At 66.9% G+C, this 22,251-nt stretch carries 19 protein-coding genes; 5 read left to right on the plus strand and 14 right to left on the minus strand.

Annotation, left to right across the window (positions count from 1 at the left end; translation table 11 throughout):
- Positions 1–6: 6 nt before the first annotated feature.
- From ACSUZC_RS01385 to ACSUZC_RS01400, 4 genes are all read right to left on the minus strand, one after another.
- The gene (locus ACSUZC_RS01385) at positions 7–1,260 is read right to left on the minus strand and encodes an MFS transporter (protein ID WP_439031160.1); all 1,254 of its coding nucleotides are present in this window, start codon (positions 1,258–1,260) and stop codon (positions 7–9) included.
- 2 nt (positions 1,261–1,262) lie between these two features.
- The gene (locus ACSUZC_RS01390) at positions 1,263–2,027 is read right to left on the minus strand and encodes an ABC transporter ATP-binding protein (RefSeq protein WP_439031161.1); all 765 of its coding nucleotides are present in this window, start codon (positions 2,025–2,027) and stop codon (positions 1,263–1,265) included.
- The gene (locus ACSUZC_RS01395; RefSeq protein WP_439033234.1) at positions 2,024–2,989 is read right to left on the minus strand and encodes a FecCD family ABC transporter permease; all 966 of its coding nucleotides are present in this window, start codon (positions 2,987–2,989) and stop codon (positions 2,024–2,026) included. Before ACSUZC_RS01395 ends, ACSUZC_RS01390 begins: the two co-directional genes overlap by 4 nt.
- A gap of 86 nt (positions 2,990–3,075) precedes the next feature.
- Positions 3,076–4,122 (minus strand): ABC transporter substrate-binding protein, encoded by a 1,047-nt coding sequence (locus tag ACSUZC_RS01400; RefSeq protein WP_439031162.1) that lies wholly within the window; start codon positions 4,120–4,122, stop codon positions 3,076–3,078.
- Positions 4,123–4,425: 303 nt separating this feature from the next.
- Here ACSUZC_RS01400 and ACSUZC_RS01405 point away from each other — a divergent pair, with 303 nt between their 5' ends.
- Both ACSUZC_RS01405 and ACSUZC_RS01410 read left to right on the plus strand, forming a co-directional pair.
- Positions 4,426–4,869, plus strand: a complete 444-nt coding sequence (locus tag ACSUZC_RS01405; RefSeq protein WP_439031163.1) for an MmpS family transport accessory protein — start codon at positions 4,426–4,428, stop codon at positions 4,867–4,869.
- Between the two features lie 25 nt (positions 4,870–4,894).
- Positions 4,895–7,843, plus strand: a complete 2,949-nt coding sequence (locus ACSUZC_RS01410) for an RND family transporter (protein ID WP_439031164.1) — start codon at positions 4,895–4,897, stop codon at positions 7,841–7,843.
- A 5-nt stretch (positions 7,844–7,848) separates the two neighbouring features.
- Here the strand turns inward: ACSUZC_RS01410 and ACSUZC_RS01415 are convergent, their stop codons facing one another.
- Complete coding sequence (locus ACSUZC_RS01415) at positions 7,849–9,438, minus strand: phytoene desaturase family protein (RefSeq protein ID WP_439031165.1); 1,590 nt, start codon at positions 9,436–9,438, stop codon at positions 7,849–7,851.
- A 61-nt stretch (positions 9,439–9,499) separates the two neighbouring features.
- Here ACSUZC_RS01415 and ACSUZC_RS01420 point away from each other — a divergent pair, with 61 nt between their 5' ends.
- The gene (locus ACSUZC_RS01420) at positions 9,500–10,330 is read left to right on the plus strand and encodes an aldo/keto reductase (protein ID WP_439031166.1); all 831 of its coding nucleotides are present in this window, start codon (positions 9,500–9,502) and stop codon (positions 10,328–10,330) included.
- 106 nt (positions 10,331–10,436) lie between these two features.
- Here ACSUZC_RS01420 and ACSUZC_RS01425 read toward each other — a convergent pair whose 3' ends face one another.
- The 6 genes from ACSUZC_RS01425 to ACSUZC_RS01450 all read right to left on the minus strand — a co-directional run bounded on the left by ACSUZC_RS01425 (position 10,437) and on the right by ACSUZC_RS01450 (position 17,839).
- Entirely contained in the window at positions 10,437–10,949 is a 513-nt protein-coding gene (locus ACSUZC_RS01425; RefSeq protein ID WP_439031167.1) for a GtrA family protein, read from the minus strand.
- A gap of 131 nt (positions 10,950–11,080) precedes the next feature.
- The gene (locus ACSUZC_RS01430; protein WP_439031168.1) at positions 11,081–13,708 is read right to left on the minus strand and encodes a dipeptide ABC transporter ATP-binding protein; all 2,628 of its coding nucleotides are present in this window, start codon (positions 13,706–13,708) and stop codon (positions 11,081–11,083) included.
- Positions 13,705–14,670, minus strand: coding sequence for an ABC transporter permease (locus ACSUZC_RS01435; RefSeq protein WP_439031169.1), 966 nt, complete (start codon positions 14,668–14,670; stop codon positions 13,705–13,707). The genes ACSUZC_RS01430 and ACSUZC_RS01435 overlap by 4 nt, the downstream gene beginning before the upstream one ends.
- A 1-nt stretch (position 14,671) precedes the next feature.
- The gene (locus ACSUZC_RS01440) at positions 14,672–16,237 is read right to left on the minus strand and encodes an ABC transporter substrate-binding protein (RefSeq protein ID WP_439031170.1); all 1,566 of its coding nucleotides are present in this window, start codon (positions 16,235–16,237) and stop codon (positions 14,672–14,674) included.
- 151 nt (positions 16,238–16,388) lie between these two features.
- Positions 16,389–17,267 (minus strand): TIGR03619 family F420-dependent LLM class oxidoreductase, encoded by an 879-nt coding sequence (locus ACSUZC_RS01445; RefSeq protein ID WP_439031171.1) that lies wholly within the window; start codon positions 17,265–17,267, stop codon positions 16,389–16,391.
- A gap of 98 nt (positions 17,268–17,365) precedes the next feature.
- Complete coding sequence (locus ACSUZC_RS01450) at positions 17,366–17,839, minus strand: winged helix-turn-helix transcriptional regulator (protein WP_439033235.1); 474 nt, start codon at positions 17,837–17,839, stop codon at positions 17,366–17,368.
- Between the two features lie 54 nt (positions 17,840–17,893).
- Here ACSUZC_RS01450 and ACSUZC_RS01455 point away from each other — a divergent pair, with 54 nt between their 5' ends.
- Positions 17,894–18,721, plus strand: coding sequence for an acyl-CoA thioesterase (locus tag ACSUZC_RS01455; RefSeq protein ID WP_439033236.1), 828 nt, complete (start codon positions 17,894–17,896; stop codon positions 18,719–18,721).
- Positions 18,706–20,130, plus strand: coding sequence for an MFS transporter (locus tag ACSUZC_RS01460; RefSeq protein WP_439031172.1), 1,425 nt, complete (start codon positions 18,706–18,708; stop codon positions 20,128–20,130). The genes ACSUZC_RS01455 and ACSUZC_RS01460 overlap by 16 nt, the downstream gene beginning before the upstream one ends.
- A gap of 32 nt (positions 20,131–20,162) precedes the next feature.
- On the opposite strand, the gene ACSUZC_RS01465 is transcribed toward ACSUZC_RS01460, so the two are convergent.
- The 3 genes from ACSUZC_RS01465 to wzt form a co-directional block, all read right to left on the minus strand.
- The gene (locus ACSUZC_RS01465; protein WP_439031173.1) at positions 20,163–20,339 is read right to left on the minus strand and encodes a hypothetical protein; all 177 of its coding nucleotides are present in this window, start codon (positions 20,337–20,339) and stop codon (positions 20,163–20,165) included.
- A gap of 153 nt (positions 20,340–20,492) precedes the next feature.
- Positions 20,493–21,413, minus strand: a complete 921-nt coding sequence (gene glfT1, locus ACSUZC_RS01470; RefSeq protein ID WP_439031174.1) for a galactofuranosyltransferase GlfT1 — start codon at positions 21,411–21,413, stop codon at positions 20,493–20,495.
- The gene (gene wzt / locus ACSUZC_RS01475; protein ID WP_439031175.1) at positions 21,410–22,249 is read right to left on the minus strand and encodes a galactan export ABC transporter ATP-binding subunit Wzt/RfbE; all 840 of its coding nucleotides are present in this window, start codon (positions 22,247–22,249) and stop codon (positions 21,410–21,412) included. The genes glfT1 and wzt overlap by 4 nt, the downstream gene beginning before the upstream one ends.
- Positions 22,250–22,251: the final 2 nt, after the last annotated feature.

The raw sequence follows: 22,251 nt of genomic DNA on the forward strand, positions 1-22,251 counted from the left end.
CGATGGTCAGGCCGGTTGTCGTTGGAGAAGACCAGTTTTCATGATCACTGCGGCGACCGCCGTCACCACGGCGAGCGTCAGCCAGGGGGCAATGCGGCCGGCGGGGCCGTCACCCACGGTGTCCATCAGGAGTCCGATCAGGGACGCGAACGGCAGCACGAGCAGCCCGCCGACCGAGGCGTAGGTTCCGTAGTACGACCCGAGGTGGCGGTCGCCGGCCAGGCCCGGAATCGCTGCCCGGGCCGTGGGCGAAGTGATCATCTGGCCGAACGCCAAGAGAACGACGAAGCCGGCGGTACCGCTGATCACGGGGATGGGACCTCCGATCCCGGCCCCTATCCCGGCGGCAACCAGCCCGAGACAGGTGATGCCGAGCCCGAGCGAGAGGGCGGTCCGTGTCGGCAGTCGGCCGACCCACCGGGTGACCCGCAGTTGACCGAGCACCACCGTCAGGGACGCCACCGCCAGCAGGACGCCGAGCGGTGCCTGATCGCCCCAGCCTTGTTCGAGTTCGAGCGGAACGAGGAGGTAGAGCTGGTTGTACGCCACCAGTTGCATCCCCATCGTGGCGGCGAATCCGAGAAATGCTCCGTTGCGCACGACCTCCGACAAACCCTCCATGGCCGGTTGTCCGGCGTGCGTCGGACTGTCGGAGGGAAGCCAGCGCAGGTGCGCGAGGCCGATGACCACGAAGACGACCGCACCGGTGACAGCCAGCACCGCGAAGTCGGCCCACAGCAACGCCGCTCCGATCAGCGGTCCGGCGAATGCCCCGATCTGGCCAAAAGCGTTGAAGAGGGCGAACGCATCGAGCCGAGCCGAGGTCGACGACTCGCCTGACGACGCGGCCGAGCGTGCCAAGGCGGCCTCCACCGCGGGAGAGAACAGGGCCCCCGCGAAACCCGTCAACACCGCGCCCGCGAAGACCCCGACGAGTGACGGGCTCAGTCCCAACAGCAGCAGCCCTGCCACCCGCACCGTGCATCCGGTCAGGACCGTGGGCTTGGTGCCGATCCGATCGGCGACCGCGCCACCGACGAAGAACAGCCCCTGCTGCGAAACGGTACGCAGCCCCAGCACCGCGCCGACGATGGCGGTGGCTTGGCCGAGGTCGCGGCTCAGATAGACGGACAAATACGGAACTACCATGAAGAAGCCGACATTGAACGCGAGCTGCGTGAGCACCAGGAGGCGCACCACCGGCGAGGCCTGGGCAAGACCGGCCGTCAGGCCGAAACGGGCGATCAGCGCCGTGCCCACCACTACGGTCGGCCGGGCACGAACCGAATGTGCAGTCCGCTGTCGGTATCCGCGATCTCGGCGCGCACTCGGTACACGTCGGCGATCAGCTCTGCGGTGAGAACGTCCCGAGGTGATCCTCCGGCCACGACCCGGCCTTCCTGCAAGACCATCACCTGGTCGCAGAACGTCGCGGCCAGGTTGAGGTCGTGAATGGCGATGATCGACGTCACCGGCAGCTTCGTCACCAGGGTCATCAACTCCAGCTGGTGGTGGATGTCGAGGTGGTTTGTCGGCTCGTCGAGCAGCAGCTCACGCGGCTGCTGTGCCAGCGCTCGGGCGATCTGAACGCGCTGCTTCTCGCCACCGGACAGCTCATGCCACAACCGATGTGACTTCTCGGTGAGTCCGGTGTGCGCCAACGCTTCTGCGACGGCAGCATCGTCGACGGTCCGGTCGGCACCAAAGGTGCCGCGGTGAGGGATTCGGCCCAGACGGACGACCTCGGCGACGCTCACGTCGACATCGGTGTCGGCGTGCTGTGCCACCACCGCCACCGCACGAGCGACATCGCGGCGGCGCATCGACGCCAGTTCGTGGCCGTCGAGTCCGACGCTGCCCGAGGTCGGTTTGGCGAAGCCGGCCAGCAGCTTCAACAGTGACGATTTCCCAGAGCCGTTGGGCCCCAACAATCCGACGGTCTGACCGGGGTCGGGCTGCACGCTCACCTGGTCGACGGCGAGGGTGCCGTTGCGATCCCAGCTGACGCGGTCGGCATGCAGGGTCATGCGCGTCCCCTTCTGGAGAACATGATCGCTATGAACGCGGGGACACCGATCAGGGCGGTGCCCACACCCAGGGGGAGCGCCGTGGGATGGAACGCCACCCGCGACAGGGCATCCACCCAGACGAGGAAGATCGCGCCGAGCAACGCCGAGGCGGGTACCAGCCGCGCGTGGCCGGGGCCGACGATGAAGCGGGCCGCGTGCGGAAGCACGAGGCCGACGAAACCGACCGCGCCGGCGACGCTGACCAGAGCGGCGGTGATGAGTGCGGTCAGTACCAGGAGGGCCCCACGGACTCGGGCGACGGGGATGCCCAGCGACGCCGCGACCTCGTCTCCGAAGGTGAAGGCATCGAGTACATGCGCCGCGGCCCAACAGCATGCGAGTCCGATGAGCGCAACAGTGGCCGTCAGGTACGCGTCGTCCCAGCGGACGCCCTCGAGGGAACCGAGAAGCCAGAACATGACTCCGCGTGTCTCGTCGGAGTCGGCGAAGGCGAAGATGACGAACGAGGTCAGTGCCGAGAACAGCTGTGTCATCGCCACGCCGGCCAGGATCACCCGGTCGGTACTGCCCCCCGCGAACCGGGCCAGCAGCAGCACGGCCCCGAACGCGATCAGGGCACCGATGAAAGCGCCACCCGACATCCCGAGCGTCGCCGCGCCCAGGCCGAGGACTCCGATCACCACCGCACCGGTCGACGCGCCGGAGGAGATGCCGAGCAGGAACGGATCGGCCAGCGGATTGCGCAGCAGCGACTGCAACAGCACGCCGCACATCGCCAGACCCGCACCCACGGCCGCGGCCACCACCGACCGGGGCATCCGGTCTTGCCAGACGATGGCGTCCTTGTAGGGGAAGACCTCGATGTCCGTGATGCCCAGGTGGTTGGTGAGGATGTCGCGGACGTTCACCAGCGACACGGCCTCGCCGCCCAGCGACACCGCGCACAGGATCGAGGCCAGCAGGGCGAGCACGCCTGCCACCAGCAGCAGCGCAGTCTTTCCGTGCGGCCAGGCCGCGGGGCCGGACGCACCCTCACGTCTGACTTTCACTCGGGGTTGCGGGAGAGCCAGTCGGCGATCTTCTCGACGCCGTCGACGGTCCGGATCGACGGGTTCATCTCCGCCCCGTGCAGTGCGATGTACCGCTGTTCGGCCACCGCGGGCATCACTTTGGTGACGGGGTCCGTCGCCAGGAACTGCTTCTTCTCGGCGATCTGATCGCCCGGGAAACGATTGCGGCTCAGGTCGCCGAGTACCAGGATCTGCGGATCACGTTCTACGACAGCGGTCCACGTGGTGGCCGGCCAATCGTCAGACACCCCGGCGAAGATGTTGCGGGCGCCCACGGTGGTGGCGAGCAACTGGCCCGAGCCGAAACCGCCTGCGAAATAGGGAGTCTTGGTGTCCGCGAACCAGAAGCCGACGCTACGACCGTCCTTCTTGATCTTCGACGTGGCAGCAGTCATGCGAGCCTTGAGCTCGTCGACCAACTCTGCACCACGGCTGGGCACGTCGAAGATCATGGCCAGCTCGATGATCTCCTGATACAGCGAATCGATGCTCAGCTGCTCGGTCCGCTTACCGCCTGCATTGATCGATTCCCCGTTGTCGCAGTCGGTGGGCGAGAGGTACGTGTCGACCTCGGTTTCCGCGAACCGCTCGCGGGTGGCGACTCCGCCCTCCTGCTTGAGGTGACGTCCGAACGACGCGGATACGAAATCAGGGTTGGCGCCCATCACCGACTCATAGCTCGGGGCGTTGTCGGACAGCCGCGGAACCTCGGCGTTTGCCTCCGCCAGATTCTCCCGTATCGGATCCGTCCACGACGCGGTGCCGACCACGCGATCCGCGAGGCCGAGCGACAGGAGGATCTCGGTGGAACCCTGATCCAGCGACACGACTCGGTCGGGAGCGCTGTCGAAGGTCTGCGTGGTTCCGCAGTTCTCGACGGTCAACGGATACGACGTCTTGCCTTCACCGGTCGCGGAGGAGGTACTGGAACCGACTGTCTCGGATTGCCCGCAGCCTGTGAGCAGGCCCAGGGCGACGGTGGCTACGACAAACGGGCCGGTCAGGCGAGCAGCCAACGACATCAGAAACAAACCTTCTTCTCCGGATACAGGTCTGGCCTACCTCGGGGTGTCTAGATAGGCATACCTAACCAATAAGAACATCAAAGACGGCGTTGACCAAATGCCCGAGTTCGGCAACGACGTCGTCGGAACTCCGTCGACCACCCGGCCCGCGAGCCGTTCGCCGAGGCACCGCCGAATCAGCGAACCTTGCCAACGATCGATGTCACATATAGAGTCCCTGCCACTGGCAGGCTGATCGCGCGCGGACCCCTGAACACTCAGGTCGGCGCACGTCGCAGCCTCGTAGTCGATGGGGGTCCGATGAAGAAATCCGGTGCGCGCGGTGTCTCGTGGTGGATCGTGCTCGTGGTCATCGCCGTGATGACCGTGTCGGGCGTGTACGTGGGCAAGCTGCGGTTGAGTGAGATCCCCGACCGGGCGATCGGGCATTCACCACCGGCGCCGCAGGCCGGCACCGCACGCGACAAGTCGATCGAGTACGTCGTGACCGGACCGGAGGGATCGTCTGCGCGGGTGTCGTACATCGAGCCCGGGGGGCGGGTCGTCGACGACAAGGTGTCGATTCCGTGGCGTGTGGTTCTCCGGACGCGGGAACTGACGACGTCGGTCGGTGTCCTGACGCAGTCGTCGGGCAGTGGCGCGGTGTCATGTGCGGTGCGGGTCAACGGATTCGAGCGTGCACGGCAAGCCGGCTCGGGTGCAGACGGCAGCAGCGTGGCCAATTGTCTGGTCCCGGTGGCGTAGTGCAGAGGACGACGGGGGGCGACAGATGACCGACGTACATGGGCGGTTCACTCGACTACGACACGGACTCACCGCGGAGATCCGGCACCCCGTGCGCCTGGAGATGATGCGCCACAAGTCATCGAGGCCACGGTTCGCACGATTCCTCTACGCCTGCTCGCTGCCGGTGATCGTCATCTGGCTTCTCATCGCCGGCGGGCTCAACATCGTTGTACCGCAACTGGAGTCGACGGTCACCGAGCATGCGCAATCATTCTTGCCCGACGAGGCGTCGTCGGTGCAGGCGCTGGTCAAGATGGGCGAGTACTTCGGCGGCGGAGGCAGCAACAATTTCGTCTACGTCCTGATGGAGGGTGACGAACCCCTGGGCTCGGAGGCCCGGACGTACTACAACGAGGTGTTGGCGAAGCTGACCGCGGACACCGAACACGTCAACTCCGCGATGGACCTGTGGTCGAACCCCGACCTGGTCCCGGCGGCGCAGAGTTCCGACGGTCACGTCGCCTACGTCCTGGTGAACCTCGCCGGCAACATGGGCACCGCCCTGGCCATGGAATCGACCCAGTCCGCACGTGACACGATCGCGGCGACGACACCACCACCCGGCGTCGACGTGCACGTCACCGGACCGTCGGCCGTTGTCAACGACGAGATGGTCGCCATCAACGACTCCATCATCCTGTTGGTGTCGGTGTGCGCGTTGCTGGTCGGCGCTGTGCTCTTGCTGGTCTACCGGTCGATTGTCACCGCGATGGTGCCGCTGCTCGGGGTGGGTCTCGCGTTGGCCGTGGCCCGCGCCACCATTTCCTTCTTGGCGGAGAACGGCGTCATCAAGGTCTCGATCTTCGCCGCGGCGCTGTCGGCGGTGATCGTCCTCGGCGCCGGCACCAACTACGGGATCTTCCTGGTGGGTCGGTATCAGGAGGCCCGCCGAAAGGGTCGCGACCGGGAAGACGCCTATTACGACGCGCTGGCCGGTGTCCAGCACATCGTCATCGCGTCGGCGCTGACCGTTGCGGGTGCGATGGCCTGTCTGGCCGCGACGCGTCTGGCAATGTTCAGCACCTCGGGATTGCCCTGCACCATAGCCATTCTCATCACGCTCGCCGCGGCCCTCACGCTCGGACCGGCCGTGCTCGCGGTGACGACGCGACTGGGCTTCGTCGAGCCGCGAGAGTCGGCGTCGCCGCGACGCTGGCGCCGGATCGGGACGACCGTCGCACGTTGGCCGGGGCCGGTCCTGGCCGCGGCACTCGCTGTTCTCGCGGTCATGATCATCCCGCTCGCGATGTACGCGCCGAGCTACAACGAGCGTCGCGCCCAGCCGGCGGACTCGCCGGCGAACGTGGGATTCGCTGCCGCAGACAGGCATCTGCCGGCGAACATCATGGCGCCGAGCGTGCTCATCGTCGAATCCGACCACGATATGCGCAATCCGGCCGATCTGGTCGCGCTCGCGCAGATGACCGACGCGGTGGCCTCGATCGACGGCGTGAACGCGGTCCAGGGGATCACCCGCCCGCTCGGGCAGACGCTCGACCAGGGCACCCTCACCTCTCAGGCGGGGTACATCGGCAACCGGTTCGGCCAGATGACATCGCTTCTGCGGGACCGCATCACCGACCTCGATGCGATCGGCGCGACTGTCGACGACCTCGACACCGCAATCGACGGAATCGACACCGCGCTCCGGCAAGGAGCGGCAGGTGCGGGCTCGCTGTCCGACGCCACGTCGGCGTTGCAGCGGACAAGCGATTCGACGCTGAGCAAGGTCGACGAACTCTCGGCGGGAATCGCACCGATGCGCGGACTCGTCAGATCGATCCCGCAGTGCCGGGATGTCGCCGCGTGTCGCACCGCGCTGACCGGATTGTCCGTGCTCGACGACGTTCCGGCGCTGCGGGAATCGGTCCGGGATCTTGCCGGCGGCACCCGGTCCCTGAGCAGCGCTCTGCCCACCGCGGCCGAGCAGATCCCGATGTTGCGTGCCGCGGTCACACAGATCCGCGAACTCATCGGCCCGTTGCGCACCACACTCGGTGCCCTGCTACCGCAGGTCGGCGAGATCACGGACTTCCTCGACGAGGTCAGCGGCGCGTATTCGACGGGTAGTCCCGCAGCCGGGGGCTTCTTCCTGCCCAGCCAGGCGTTGGAGAGTCCGCTCTTCCAGAGCGGCATCCCGTACTACTTCTCCGACGACGGCAAAGCGACCCGGATGATCGTCACCCCGCAGCGCGAGGGCTTCAGCCGGGACGCGATGGACGTCAGCGCGGAAGTGATCCCCACCTCGCTGGCGGCGATCAAGAACACGTCGCTGGCCGGATCGACCGTCAGCATCGGCGGACCCGGTGGCACGCTCCTCAACATCGAGTCGTTCGCGCACGAGGACTTCATCGCCATCGTCGTGGCCGCCTTCGCATTCGTGTTCTGCGTTGTCCTGTTCCTGCTCCGCAGTCTGGTCGCAGCGCTGGCCGTGATCGGGACCGTCGGGCTGTCGTATCTGTCCGCGATGGGAGTGTCGGTGTTCCTGTGGCAGGGCATCATCGGCAATCCGTTGCACTGGTCGGTCGCGCCCATCGCGTTCACCTTCCTGGTGGCGGTGGGCGCCGACTACAACATGTTGCTGGTCAGTCGTTTTCGCGAGGAGTACGGGGCCGGCGGCGGTACCGGACTGATCCGCGCCATGGTCGGAACGGGAAGTGTGGTCACCCAGGCAGGTCTCACGTTCGGGATCACGATGCTGGCGATGCTCGCCAGCTACGCGCACAACGTCGCGCAGATCGGCACGACCGTCGCCATCGGCCTCCTCATCGACACACTGATCGTCCGGACCCTGGTCATGCCGGCGATCGCGCGACTGTCCGGCCGGTGGTTCTGGTGGCCGACACCGTTCGTGTCGCTACCGGCGCGACGAACGGCCCGGGAGACCGCACCGAACGCGCAGGCCGTTCCCCTCGACAAGGTGCGCGTCTGACAGACCTACCGCGGTAGCCCCAGCGCGTCCTCGCCCAGCACCGCGGCAGCGGCATTGCGACCCGGGATGCCGCTCACCCCGCCGCCGCGTCGCGCACCCGCCCCGCACAGCAGTACCCGCGGATGCGGGGTCTCCACACCCCAGCGGCCGACCTCGGTCGCGGTCTCGGCCCACGGCCACTGCAGTGCGCCGTGGAAGATGTGGCCGCCGGGGAGACCGACCGTGTCCTCGAGGTCCTGCGGCGTCTTGACCTCGATGCACGGGCGACCGTCGAGGTCATGGGCGATGACCGATTGGATCGGTTCGCCGAGTACCGCGTTGAGGGACGCGAAGGTCGCGCCCACCGCGTGGTCGACGGCGCCCGGCTCGTCGAACACCTCCGGCGGCATGTGCAGACCGAACAACGTCAGCGTGTGCCGACCGCTGAGTTCGGGACCGAGGATCGACGGGTCGGAGAGCGTGTGGCAGTAGATCTCGCACGGCGGTAGCTCGGGTACCTCGCCTCTGGACGCCTGACGCCACGCCGCGTGCAACTGCTCCGCCGACTCGTTGATGTGGAATGTCCCGGAGAACGCCGCGTGCGGTGACACCGAGTCGTCGCGCAGGCGCGGCAACCGGTCGAGGAGGAGATTGATCTTGAGCTGTGACCCGCGCGCCCGGGTGTCACAGGTGATCGGCGTGCCGTCGAGGACGGTGTTGAACACCTGCGGCGCGCAGGCGGCGTAGATCATCGATCCGCGGACGGTTCCGGTTTCGGTCTCGACGGTTCCGTCGCCGGGATCGACGCCGGTGATCGAGACGCCGGTCCTGATCTCGGCGCTGGCCGACGTCGCCGCCTGGTAGAGCGCGCCCGACACCGCGCCCATCCCGCCGACGGGCACATCCCAGTCCCCGGAACCGCCGCCGATCACGTGGTAGAGGAAGCAGATGTTCTGGCGCAGGGACGGATCGTCGAGGTCGGCGAAGGTGCCGATGAGCCCGTCGGTCGCGGCGATCCCGCGCACGAGGTCGTCGTCGAAGTACTGGCGCAGGAGCGCGCCCAGCGGCAGGGTGGTGAGCGCCTCCCACAGTTCGGCGGTCGAGGTGTCCGGGGTGGATTCGCCTGGGCCGACGACCAGTTCGTGCATCTCGGCCGCGGTGCGCAGTGGTTGCGTCATCGTGGGGAACACGCGCGCGGCGACGGTCGAGATCCGGCGATAGAACGACTGCCACGCGGTGAAACCGAGGTCAGAGCCAGTGACCTGCCGGAACGACGCGGCCGTCGCAGCGTCGTCGAGGTTGTCGACGAGGATCCCGCGCCCCGGGTCCCTGGGCATCGGGGTGTACGACGAGTAGCGGCGTCGGATGAGTTCGATGTCGAGGTCGAGGTCGGCGATGATCTCGCGCGGCATCAACGACACCAGGTAGGAGTACCTCGACAACCGCGCCGACAGCCCTGGAAACGGCGTCGCCGAGACGGTGGCGCCACCGATGTGGTCGGCCTTCTCGAGTACGAGAACACGGCGTCCGGCGCGGGCGAGGTAGGCCGCCGTGGTGAGCCCGTTGTGCCCGGCGCCGACCACGATGTCGTCGTACGACAAGTCTTCGGTGCCCATCCGCCCAGCGTTCCAGATCGACCGGCGGCGCAGGACGCGGTTGTCGACATATCCTGATGCGGTGGACGTCCCCTCGGTCGAGCTCAGCAACGGCACCGCCATCCCCATGGTGGGGTTGGGCACCTACAACATGCTCGGCCGACCCTGCGTCAGCGCGGTCGGGGCGGCGATCAAGGCCGGCTATCGACTGCTCGACACCGCGCCCCGCTACAGCAACGAACTCAGCGTCGGCATGGGACTGCACGGTGCCGGGGTCCCCCGTGACGAGCTGATCGTCCAGACGAAACTCGGAGGTGGCGACCAGGGCTTCGACGAGGCGATCAACGCCGCCAAGGAGAGCGCGCGACGCCTCGGGGTGGCCCACATCGACGTCTACCTCATCCACTGGCCGTGCCCGAGCCTCGGCCGCACCGTCGACTCATGGAAGGCGCTGCTGACCCTCGCCGACGAGGGATATGTCCGCACGCCGGGCGTGTCGAACTTCAAACAGCACCATCTCCAGATGCTGTTCGACGAGACAGGGCGGTGGCCGGTGATCAACCAGATCCAGTGTTCACCCGTGCTGCCGCGCACCGAACTCCGAGAGTTCATGGCCGAAAAGGGCATACACGCGCAGGCGTGGCACCCGACGGGTCGCAAGGAGGGGCTGCTCGCCGATCCGGTCATCCTCCGCATCGCGCGCAAGTACGGCAAGTCGCCCACTCAGATCGCGCTGCGGTGGTCGGTCCAGCACGGGATCAGCGTCGTCCCGAAGTCGTCGCACACGGGCAGGCAGCTCGAGAACGCCGACCTCTTCGACTTCTCGCTCGACGACGCCGACCTCGCCGATCTCGCCACGCTCGACCGTGGTGAACGCGCCGCCCGCGACTCCGACGTCGACGAGGAGTTCTGAGCCCCTCGTCGACCGTGCGTCGTTATCCGTCGACTGTGCGTCTCAAATCGTCGACCGTGCGTCTCTAGTCGTCGACTGTGCATCGTTCGGCGTCGACCGTGCGTTGTCAGCGAATCTTGAAGATGACCATGCGCTGGACTACGAAGTTGATGACCGTCGCAGTGCCTTGCGCGACGACGTAAGCCGCGAAGCTATAGAGCAGCGTCTCCTGCCAAGCATGGGACAGGCCCGTGTAGATGCCGACGTTGACGAAGTAGGTCACCAGATACAGGGCGACGACCGCCACGAACCGTGCCTTGCTCGGTTCGGCCCTGAACGTCCAACGACGGTTCAGGAGGTACGCGACGGTGGTGCCGAGGATGAAACCTGCCGATTTGGCCGGCCAGAAGGGGATGTCCAGGCCGTACTGCAACAGGATCGTCAGCCCGAAGTCCAGCAGCCCGGAGAAGCCGCCGGTGATGACGAAGCGGACGAGCTGGGTCTTCAGGTCGACATTCGTTGACGCCTCTTCGTCGTCGAGAGGTAGCTCGATCGGCATGGGCGCATGCCGCGTTGCGTAGTCCTCGTGGTGTGGTCCTTCTTCGTCGTGGACGTGGTCACCGGGGTCGGGTCGAGACACGCTGACACCCTAGCCGACAACGTCATGGGAACACTGCGCCGACGGGCGGGCCCGGAGTTCGGGCACAGCCAGGGGCGCACGGTCGACGAGAAACGACGCCCAGTCGACGCGAAACGACGCACAGTGAACGGTCAGGCCCGCTGGGGGACCTCGGGTGGAATGGCCGCCAACAGCTTTCGGGTGTAGTCGGTCGTCGGGTCGTGCAGGATCACCGACGCCGGCCCGCTCTCGACGACCCGGCCGTCCTGCATCACCGCGACGGTGTCGCTGATCTGTTCCACGACGGCGAGATCGTGCGCGATGAACAAGTACGTGAGGTTCTTCTCACGCTGTAGCTCGGCGAGCAGATCCAGCACGCTGGCCTGCACGGAGACATCCAACGACGCCGTCGACTCGTCGAGGATCAGGATCTCGGGGTCCGAGGCCAGCGCACGCGCGATGCTCACCCGCTGTCGCTGTCCGCCGGACATCTCGTGCGGATAGCGGTCGAGGAACGACGCATCGAGGCTGACGTCGGCCAACAGGTGTTCGGCGCGGCGGCGTATCCCGTCGCGGCCGTCGGCCAGCCCGTGTGTGCGTAGCGGTTCGGCGATCGACGCGGCCACGGTCATGCGCGGGTCGAGTGATGCGGCCGGGTCTTGGAAGACCATCGCGACCCGGCGGCGGAGGAGCGCTTCGTCGGAGCCGCCGACTCCGACGGCCTCCACCTCGCGGCCGTCGACGGTGACCGTGACGCTGCCCCGGACCGTCGTCCCCTGGCCGGAGGTGATGAGTCCGGTGATGACACCCGCGATCGTCGACTTACCCGAACCCGATTCGCCGACGATGCCCAGGGTGCGACCGCGGGCGACGTCGAGATCCACCCCGTCGGCGGCGTGCACCACCTGACGCCCCGACGGGCCGCGGACCACGTAGTCGACGCCCAGCTCGGTGACGCGTAGCAGCGGGTTGTCGTCGGTGCGTTTCGCAGAGGCTGGGGCGCCGTCGCGTTCGACGACCTTGCTCAGCAGCGGACGCGAATCGAGCAGCGTGCGAGTGTAGTCGTCCTCCGGGGCGTCGAAGAGCGTTGCGACGTCGCTGCTCTCGACGATCCGACCCTCTCGCATGACCATCACCCGGTCGGCGATCCGGCCGATGACGCCGAGGTCGTGGCTGATCCACAGGACTGCCATTCCCCGTTCGCGCTGGAGCTCGGCGACGAGTTCGATGATCTGTGCCTGTGTGGTGACGTCGAGTGCGGTGGTGGCCTCGTCGGCGATGAGTAGTTCGGGGTCGCAGGCGAGTGCGATGGCGATCATCACCCGCTGTCGCTGGCCACCGGACAGCTGGTGTGGGTATGAGCGCAGACGATTTTCGGGATCGGGGAGGTTCGCGTCCCGCAGCAGCTTCAGCGCGCGCTGTCGTGCCTCGGCTCGCGTGAGGCCCAGGTGGCGGCGCGGTCCCTCGGTGAGTTGCTGCTCGACGGTGAGTAGAGGATTGAGACTCGACGACGGGTCCTGGAAGACGAAGCCGACGCGTGAACCGTGCAGGGCACGTAGTTTCGACGGTGTGGCGCCGACGATCTCGGTGTCACCGAGGACCGCCGATCCGTGGACGTAGGCGCTCGGGGCGTCGAACAGTCCGGTCGCAGACAGCACACTCAGCGACTTCCCCGATCCGCTCTCCCCGACGATGCCGAGGGTTTCACCCGGCGCGACGGAGAAGCTGATGCCGTGCACGACCTCTCGTGGGCCGACCCCGACGATGAGATCATCGACGCGCAGGACCGAACCGTCGGGTTCGCGACGCTGTCCGGTCGAAGGCCTTGTCACCGTCGGTGACCTGCGCTCGTGTCCGCGGTTGCGCAGCAGCGTGCGCTGACGCGGATCGAGCACGTCGCGGACCCCGTCGCCGACGAGGTTGAACGCGAAGACCGTCACCAGGATGGCCAGACCGGGGAAGACGCCCATCCACCACGCGGTGGTGATGAATCCCTGTGCGTCGAAGAGCATCCGGCCCCATGACGGGTCGGGCGGCTGGACGCCGAGGCCGAGGAAGGACAGTGCCGCCTCCGACAAGATGGCGAAGGCCAGCGAGATCGAGGTCTGGACGATGACCGGACCCGAGATGTTCGGCAGCACATGACGTGCCAGGATCGCCGGGGTTCGCACACCCATGGTGCGTGCGGCCTGGACGTACTGGGTCTGCCTCACTCGCAACGTGTCTGCGCGGGCGACGCGCGCGAAAATGGGGATGTAGACGACGCCGATCGCGATCATCGCCGAAGTCACCCCGGGCCCCAGGACCGCGACGATGGCGAGAGCGAGCAGCAGGACCGGGAAGGAGAACACGACGTCGACGATTCGCATGAGCGCGGTGTCGAGCACCCCGCCGGCGAATCCCGCGACCATACCGAGGATCACACCCACGGTGAGGGATATCGCGACGGCGATGACCGCGACCCGCATGCTCACCGATGCGGCGAGCACGACGCGCGAGAAGACGTCGCGCCCCAGATCGTCGGTGCCGAAGAGGTGCGACCAGCTCGGCGCCTGCAACGCGTTCGGGACGTCGATCTCGTTGGCGCCGTAGGGAGCGATGAGCGGACCGAACACCGCGCAGACCACCACGACCGCGATGATGACGAGCCCGATCACCGATGTGCGGTTGCGCAACAGCAGCCGCCAGGCCGAATCGGTCGGCGCTCCGGTGGTCGACGCCCCGGCGGCGGTCTCGTCTGAGGTGCCCGGCTCGGGAGGATCGGGTGAGGTGAGGGTCATGACAGTCGAATCCTGGGATCGATGACGGCGTAGAGGATGTCGACGACGAGGTTGACGAGCAAGAAGATCACCGCGATGAGCAGGATCGCGCCTTGCAGGACCGGGTAGTCGCGGGCGGCGACGGAGTCGTACACCAACAGACCCAACCCCGGCCAGGCGAACACGACCTCCACGACGATGACACCGCCGAGCAGGCCGGCGAACTGGATGCCGGAAATCGTCAGGACGGGTACGAGCGCGTTGCGGCCGACGTGGTCGAGCATGACCCTTCTGGCGCTCAGGCCCTTGGACTCCGCGGTGGTGACGAATTGCGCGTTGACCACGTCGAGCACAGACGAGCGCACGTACCGGGTCATGATCGCCCCGGTGACCACCCCGACCGTGATCGCAGGCAGCACGAGGTGTTCGAGCCAACCGAGCGGGTCGTCGACGAAGGGTTGATAGCCGGCGGAGGGTAGCCAACCCAGCGCGGTGGAGAACAACCCGATCAGCAGGATGCCCATCCAGAAGTCGGGCACCGAGATCCCGAACTGACTCACGACGCGAATGACATTGTCGGCCAGACGACCTTCGCGCAAGGCGGCCCAGAATCCCAGCGGAACGGCGATGAGCAGCGCGACGACGATCGCCGCGGTCGCGAGTGTGATGGTGGCGGGGAGCCTCTCGAACAGCATCGTCGTGACCGGTTCACTGTTGCGGAAGCTGACTCCGAGATCACCGGTGAAGGCATTGCCGACGTAGTTGACCAGCTGGGTGGCCAGCGGTTGGTCGAGGCCCGACGCGCTGCGTAGCGCCTCGTAGGATTCCGGCGTGTAGCGGGTACCCAGGGCGATGCGCACCGGATCGCCCGGGACGATCTGCATCAGGAAGAACACCGCGACGATCACGCCGAGAAGCACTGCGACCGTGTAGAGCAACCGCACGAGGATGAAACGCAACAGCGGTGACTGCAGTGCGGTCATCTCAGCTCCTCTCCAGCCGGGCGTTGCGGAACCGAATGGCCTTGTCGGGGCGGACGACGTACCCCTGCAGCTGTGTCACGAAGGCCTGCGTCGACGACGGGTTGTAGAGGTAGAGGTAGCTGACGTCGTCGGCGATGATGCTCGCGGCGTCGGCGTATGTCCGCTTTCGTGTCGCGACATCGAGCTCGGTTCGGCCGCGGTCGAGCAGCGCATCGACCTCGGGGTTGGAGTACTTCTGCGAGTTCGACGTGCCTTCCGAATGGTGTTGGGCGTAGTAGAAGTCGTCCGGATCGATGTTGCCCAGCCAGCCGAGCAGCAGGGCGTCGAAGTCGCCGGCGGCCTGACGGTCGAGCCATGCGCCGAAGTCGAGCTGTTCGATCGTCACCGAGATGCCCACATCCTGCAGGTTCGAGGCGATGACCTGAGCGGCGGTCACCGTCTCCGGATACTCGGTGGTGACCATGAGCCGCATGTCGAGGCCGCGGATACCGGCCTGGCGCAACAGATCTCTGGACTTCGCGATCGCAGCGTCGCGGTCGGGGCCCGCGGTGTAGCGGTCGTAGGGGGCGAACCAGGGGCTGGTCGACGGGATGGCGAGCTGGTTCGGTGTCGCGGTCCCGTATCCGACGACCTGGGCGATCGACTCGCGATCGAGCGCGTAGGCGACGGCTTGCCGGACCCGGGTGTCCCCGAAGGGTTCGGCGTCGAAGTTCATCGTGACGTACCAGTAGTCGTTGGCGACGACGGTTCCCACATCGAGTGTGTCGTCGCGGCGCAGGATGCTCAGCTGCTGAGCGGGAATGGCGTCGGTCCAGTCGATCTCACCGGATCTCAGTGCCGACACCGCGGTGGTGCCCTGCGAGATGAAGCTGAAGTGGACTCCGTCGACGGCGGGTGCGCCACCCCAGTAGTCCGGGTTGGACGCGAGGACGATCGAGGCGCCGGGGGAGCGGGAGACGAACCTGAAAGGGCCTGTCCCCACGGGTTTGGTGGCGATCTCGCCGGATTCGACGTTGCGCCGGTTGACGATGGCCAGTCCTTTGAACCCGCCGATGCTGGTGAGGAGGTTGGGTGTCGGTGCCTTGACGGTGAATCTGACCCGGCGTTCGTCGAGTGCGGTGATCGAGGCGATGGCATCGAGTTTGTATGCGTTGGAGAGTTCTTCGTCGATGATCCGTCGGAAGGAGTACTCGACGTCGGCTGCGGTGAGTGGGTCGCCGTTGTGGAACGTGACCCCGTCGCGCAGGGTGAAGTCCCAATTCAGGCCGTCGGGACCGACCACCCAGCTCTCGGCCAGGGCAGGGCGCATCTGCAGTTGTTCGTCGGGTTCGACGAGGGTGTCGAAGACGTTCTCGAGAACTTCGAAGGTGAAGTAGGAACTCGATTTCTGGGGATCGAGCTGGTCGGGCTCACCCGCGATGGCCGCCTTGATGGTGTTGGCGGTGTCCGACGATCCGCCACCGCATGCGGCCACCACGGACGCGCCGAGGAGTGTGGTACCGGCGACTCTGAAGAACCCTCGCCTGCTCAGCGGCGACGACACCGACCCACCGGCCGAATCGGTCATCGCTGTCCTCCCGCCCGAGGCGTCCACTCACCGGGGTGTGCGCTCTTGTCCGCTCGTGCAGTCTGCCCCAGGGTCCGGGGTGGTGCAACAACGGGAGCGGTGGCGCGTCGGGTCGGTGCGGCGAGTCGAGTGCGGTGGGCGGACCCCGAATTCAGCCGTTCACTTTGGCGATCACGTTGTCTGCGTACCAGTTCAGGTGATCGATCTTGGTCTGCAGCGGCTCGGTGTCCTCACCCATGACGTACGGCAACCGGAAGCCGACGATGACGTCGGTGATCCCCTTGTCTTCCAGGCGCTTACAACCGTCGACGGTGTAGGCGTCCGTCGAGATGACATGGATCTCGAACGGGTCGTTGGTCTTGCCCTCCTCCTTGCGGATCTCGGCGATTCGGTCGAGAAGGGTGTCGAGTTCCTCGGGCGGTCCGCCGCCGTGCATCCAGCCGTCACCGCGGATGACCGCACGACGCAGCGCGGCATCGGCGTGCCCGCCGACGAGCAGAGGGATGGGCTCGGTGGGCGCGGGCGTCATCTTGATCTTGGGGATGTCGTAGAACTCGCCGTGGAACTCGAAGTACTCGCCGGTGGTGAGGCCGCGGATGATGTCCATGCACTCGTCCATCCGCTTACCGCGGCGGCGGAAGTCCACGCCCATGAAGTCGTAGTCCTCGGGCCAAGGGCTGGTGCCGACGCCCATCGCGAACCGGTTGTTCGTCAGATACGCCACCGAACTGGCCTGCTTGGCCACCAGTGCCGGCGGCCGCACCGGGAGCTTCACCACGAAGGGCGTGAAGCGGATCGTCGAGGTGACCGCCCCGAGCGCCGCGGCCTGGATGAACGTCTCGATGAACGCCTTGCCGTCGAGGAATTCGCGGTTGCCGTCGGGGGTGTACGGGTACTTCGCGTCCGACTCCTCGGGGTAGGCGAGCGAGTCGGGAATGGTGAAACCGGCGTACCCTGCCGCCTCGGCGGCCTGCGCGAGCGGCGCGTAGTACGACGGATCGGTCATGGCCTCGGCGAACGTGAACCGCATCATGCTCCTCGGGACGGCAAGTAGAACTGCCCTCACAGTAGAACACGTTCTAGTTAGGCGGCATGGAGTTCGCCATCGTAGCAGGTCGGAGCAGGTGCTCAGCGACGCCCGGCGAGCGGATTGGCCGCAGTCGCGCCGGGGCCGGCGTGCACGCGCAGGTCGTCGACCGCGATGTGATCGCCGCACGCCGAGCAGGTGGGTTCGACGGTCATGGTCTGTCCACAGGAGTGGGTCGACACCACCGGCGGGCCGCCCTCGGCTGTCCACTTGTCGCCCCATTGACGCAGTGCGGCCAAGACCGTCCAGAGGTCCCGGCCCTTCCCGGTGAGGCGGTAGTCGTGGCGCACCGGGTTGTCCTGATACGGCTCCTTCGTCAGGATGCCGTGCTCCACCAGAGTGTCCAGCCGCTGGGTCAGGACGTTGCGGGCGATGCCGAGGCGTGACGAGAACTCGTCGAACCGGGTCACGCCGAACATCGCGTCGCGAACGATGAGCAGTGTCCACCATTCGCCGACGATCTCCAGTGTCTGGGCGATCGAACAGTTCATCTCGGCGAACGAGGCGCGACGCATGAGGCCGAGGTTAGTGGGTTGCGTCATGCAACTCAACCTGATTGCATGAGTTTCGTGACGCAACTCAGCAGGCAGATGCCTGCCGACGACGGATTGATGGACAGTTTCGGTGCGGCCCCGATGTCCGGGGGCCGATGGTCGGCGACCATCGATCCCAGCTGGTGGGGATGGTCGGGACCGCACGGCGGGGCCATCGCGGCCCTGGCCGTCCGGGTGGCTGCCGAAGCAGTACCGCGCGCATCGGTGCGCTCCGCGGATCTGCGATTCGTCGGCAAGCCCGACGGTGGGGAACTGATCCTGACGCCGTCGGTCCGGGAGGTCGGTCGGCACACGAAAGTCGTCGACGTCGCGGTCACCCAGGCGGGCAACGAGATCGCGACAGCCTCGGTCATGGCCGGTCGGGTGGGGGAGCCCGGACCCACGGATGTCGTGGACCGGGTGGCAGGCGTTCCCGGCCCGGAAGGTCTGGACCCTTTCGTCATCCCGCCGGAGATCGTGCCGATGGGTGCGCATCTCGATCTGCGGCCCGTCGACGGTCCGCTGCCGCTCACCGGCGCGAGCGAGCCCTGGATGCGGGCCTGGATCAGCACCCGCACCCCGATGGTCGTCGACGCCGCGTACCTCGCCCTGCTCGCCGACTGTCTGCCGCCCGCGGTCTTCCCGACTCTGACAGCGCCGCTGGCACTTCCGACGGTCACGCTCTCCTTGCACGTGACGGCGCCGCTGGACGATGCCACTCCGGCGCCGGTCCTCGTCCACACGCGTAACACCTCGACATCTGGCGGTTGGTCGGTCGACGACACCACGCTGCGCGACCGCAGCGGTCGGCTCCTCGCCTCCGCACGTCAGAGCCGACGCGTCCTGGGATGGCCGGTCCGATGACCGTCGCTCGCAGCGAACGCGATCCGGTGACGCCGGCACCGGCAGTCGCGCGTCCGGGCATCGTCCTGCTCATCCTGTCCGGGGCCGCGTTCATGGCCAGCCTCGACGTGTTCATCGTCAACGTGGCCTTCGACGACATCGGTGCCGACTTCGCGGGCGCGACGCTGTCGCAGATGTCGTGGGTCCTGAACGCCTACGCCATCCTGTATGCGGCACTGCTGGTCCCGGCCGGGCGGATCGTCGACAGATATGGCCGCAAGGGCGGATTCCTTCTCGGTCTGGCGATCTTCACCGTGGCGAGTGCCGCATGTGCGGCAGCGCAGGGGGTGTGGTGGCTGGTGGCGTTCCGGGCCCTGCAGGCGCTCGGCGCGGCAATCCTGACCCCCGCGAGTCTGGGGTTGGTGGTGTCGACGATCCCACCGGAGCGTCGTGCCCGGTCGGTGCGTATCTGGGCGGCCACCGGGGCGCTCGCGGCAGCGTTCGGGCCGGCCGTCGGCGGATTGCTGGTCGAGGCCTCTTGGCGCTGGGTCTTCCTGGTGAACATTCCGGTGGGTGTGGCCGCCCTCGTCGCGGGGGCGGTCGTGCTGGCTCGTCCGCGTAACGAGTCGGTGAGCGGCTTTCCGGATTCACTCGGCGCGGCGTTGCTGGTCGTCTCGGTGGGAGCGCTCACGCTCGGACTGGTCCAGGGGAGTGAGTGGGGCTGGTCGGATTTCCGGATCACCGGCGCATGGGTGATCGCCGTTGTGGCCCTTGTCGGTTTCGTCGTCAGTTCGATGCACCACGACGAGCCGGTGATCGCCCCGGCTCTGCTCCGGGTGCGTGCGTTCAGCGTCGCCAACGTGACGATGCTCCTCTTCTCGATCCCGTTCGCCGGCGCGCTTCTCGCGAACATCCTGTGGCTGCAGCAGGTCTGGGGCTTCTCACCGATCGCGACAGGTCTCGCGGTGTCGACCGGGCCCCTGATGGTCCCGATCTTCGCGGCCGTCTCCCACCGCCTCAGTGTTCGTGTGCCGGTCGGCGTGCTCGTCGCGATCGGGTGCGCCCTGTTCGGACTCGGCATCGTGCTCGTCGCGTTGTCGGTCGATGCCACACCGGATTTCGCTACCGAGTTCCTGCCGGGCTGGCTGATCGGCGGCGTCGGGGTGGGATTCGCGTTGCCGTCGATCCTGTCGTCGGCGACCGCCGACCTGCCCGCCGATCAGGCGGCGACCGGCAGTGCGGTGGTGAACATGAGTCGTCAGATCGGCATGTCATTCGGGGTCAGCCTGCTGGTCGCGATCCTCGGTACTTCGGTCGTGTACACCGATGTGCATGACTCATTCGTGACCGCGTGGTGGGTTCTCGCCGGAATCGCTGCGCTGGGCGCGATCTCGGCGTTCGGCATGACACCGCGCCGTCCCGCTCCCTGACGACCGGGGTTCGAGTGCAGCGCAGTGGCGGACTAGTCGCGGACGATGCGCAGCTGCGGCCGCGTCGTCGACTCCGTGTCGTCATCACTGGTGCAGTCGGGACAGAAGTCCGTGAGGCCCATCGTCAGCCAGCCGGCGGCGCTGAGTTCCCTGTCGATGGCCACGGCCCGCTGAACTGCGGAGATCCGTCGTCCGCCGGTGACCGTCACCGTGATCTCCCTGCTGCACCCGTCGCATCGCACCCGTACGGCTCCCCCCATGAGTGCAGGATCGCACATTGGCCGATGCAGTACGTCGAATTGTTGCCGAACGGTGGTGCGACCTTGGTCACTGCCCGGAGGCTCTCCAGTCGGAAAGCGCACTCAGGGCCGGGTGAACCGCTCCCGGCGACCGAGGCCCCGCAGCCGAACCCACTCGGCGAATCCCTTCGGATCACGTTGCTGCACAAGGAAGAACCAGCCGAACCGCGCGTACTCTTGTGGCAACAGTCTCCGTAGCCCGGGCTGGCTCATCAGATAGCCGCGGTTGCGGTAGGTGAAGAAGCGCTTGGTGGCGTTGTCCGGGTACTGCGTGTGCATGCGGCCGCCGAGAATCGGCCGGAACTCTGCGGACCCGTCCGGGTGCAGGTAGCCGGCGCGCAGGCACGTTCCGAAGCGCACGCCCGATCGAACCAGGCGACGATGCACCTCGACCTCGTCGCCGCGGAAGAACAGTCGCAGATCCGGAACACCCACCTGCTCGAGGCAATACGCGGAGAACAGCGCGCCGTTGAACAACGACGCGATGCCCGGCAGCAAGTCATCGTCTTGGGTCTCACCGTCGGCAAAGAGTTCCGACCGCTTCCGCCGCCACACGAGTCCACGACGCAGCGGGAAGGCGAGGGTATCCGGGTCGTCGAGGTTGGCGACCACGGGGGACACCTCGTCGAGCCGATGTCGCGCGGCGCAGTCGAGCAGCGTGGAGAGCACTGTCGACCCGTCGGGGCGCCCGTCGTCATCGGCGCACCAGACCCAGTCGGCACCGAGAGCGAGTGCGTGCAGCATGCCGAGGGCGAATCCGCCCGCGCCGCCGAGGTTGCGCTGGGAACCGAGGTACGTCGTCGCAACCGGTTGTGATGCAACCAGTTCCGCCACCGCGGGTTCGTCGGCGTTGTCGACGACGATGAGGTGGTCGACGGGGCGGTCCTGTCCTGACACCACGGCGAGCGACTCCGCCAGCAGCTCGACGCGACGGTGGGTGACCACCACCGCGATCACCTTCTGGCCGGCGTCGCCGTCGGTCACTCCGGCTTCCCTTGTGTGTCGGACTTCGCGATGTCGGCGATCACCCTACGAACGTGAGCCGCGGCGTCGGGTCCCTCGTATGCGCCGACCACCTCTTCGATGCCGCCTTCCATGCGGATCTGGCCGTGGTCGATCCATAGGGCGCGATCGCACAGTTGGGCCAGGAACTCGTTGGAATGACTGGCGAACACCAGGATTCCGGACCGTTCGACGAGCGCCTGCAGCCGGCCCCGCGCCTTGCGCATGAAGTCGGCGTCCACTGCGCCGATACCCTCGTCGAGGATGAGGATCTCGGGGTCGATGGAGGTCACCACGCCGAGGGCGATTCGCACGCGCATGCCGGTCGAGTAGGTGCGCAGCGGCATCTGCAGATAGTCGCCGAGCTCGGTGAACTCCGCGATGTCGTCGATCTTCTTGAGCATCTCCTTGCGGGTCATGCCCAGGAACATGCCGCGGATGATGATGTTCTCGTAGCCGGAGATCTCGGGATCCATGCCGACACCGAGGTCGAAGACGGGTGCGACGCGGCCGTGGACGCGGCAGGCGCCGCGCGTGGGTTCGTAGATGCCGGAGAGCAGACGCAGCAGCGTCGACTTGCCTGCGCCGTTGTGTCCGACCAGACCGACACGGTCACCGTGCTTCAGATGCAGGTTGATGTCCTTGAGCGCCTCGACGACCACGACGTTCGACTCGGTGGACCCGATGACTCCGCCGGCCGCGCCGATGACCGACTTCTTCAGCGAGCGCGTCTTGGCGTCGAAGATGGGGAAGTCGACGCACGCGTCCCAGGTGTCGACCCGGACCCGATCGTCGACGGGGTTGCTGTTCTTGGCCATCT

The organism is Gordonia terrae (assembly GCF_051789125.1).
Classification (GTDB): Bacteria; Actinomycetota; Actinomycetes; order Mycobacteriales; family Mycobacteriaceae; genus Gordonia; species Gordonia terrae_A.

Coding starts and splice junctions, on each gene's coding strand:
- ACSUZC_RS01435 (WP_439031169.1), bottom strand. CDS start 14,670: ATGACCGCACTGCAGTCACCGCTGTTGCGTTTCATCCTCGTGCGGTTG.
- ACSUZC_RS01440 (WP_439031170.1), bottom strand. CDS start 16,237: ATGACCGATTCGGCCGGTGGGTCGGTGTCGTCGCCGCTGAGCAGGCGA.
- ACSUZC_RS01430 (WP_439031168.1), bottom strand. CDS start 13,708: ATGACCCTCACCTCACCCGATCCTCCCGAGCCGGGCACCTCAGACGAG.
- ACSUZC_RS01390 (WP_439031161.1), bottom strand. CDS start 2,027: ATGACCCTGCATGCCGACCGCGTCAGCTGGGATCGCAACGGCACCCTC.
- ACSUZC_RS01410 (WP_439031164.1), top strand. CDS start 4,895: ATGACCGACGTACATGGGCGGTTCACTCGACTACGACACGGACTCACC.
- ACSUZC_RS01400 (WP_439031162.1), bottom strand. CDS start 4,122: ATGTCGTTGGCTGCTCGCCTGACCGGCCCGTTTGTCGTAGCCACCGTC.
- ACSUZC_RS01405 (WP_439031163.1), top strand. CDS start 4,426: ATGAAGAAATCCGGTGCGCGCGGTGTCTCGTGGTGGATCGTGCTCGTG.
- ACSUZC_RS01415 (WP_439031165.1), bottom strand. CDS start 9,438: ATGGGCACCGAAGACTTGTCGTACGACGACATCGTGGTCGGCGCCGGG.
- wzt (WP_439031175.1), bottom strand. CDS start 22,249: ATGGCCAAGAACAGCAACCCCGTCGACGATCGGGTCCGGGTCGACACC.
- ACSUZC_RS01460 (WP_439031172.1), top strand. CDS start 18,706: ATGGCCGGTCCGATGACCGTCGCTCGCAGCGAACGCGATCCGGTGACG.
- ACSUZC_RS01450 (WP_439033235.1), bottom strand. CDS start 17,839: ATGCGTCGCGCCTCGTTCGCCGAGATGAACTGTTCGATCGCCCAGACA.
- ACSUZC_RS01445 (WP_439031171.1), bottom strand. CDS start 17,267: ATGCGGTTCACGTTCGCCGAGGCCATGACCGATCCGTCGTACTACGCG.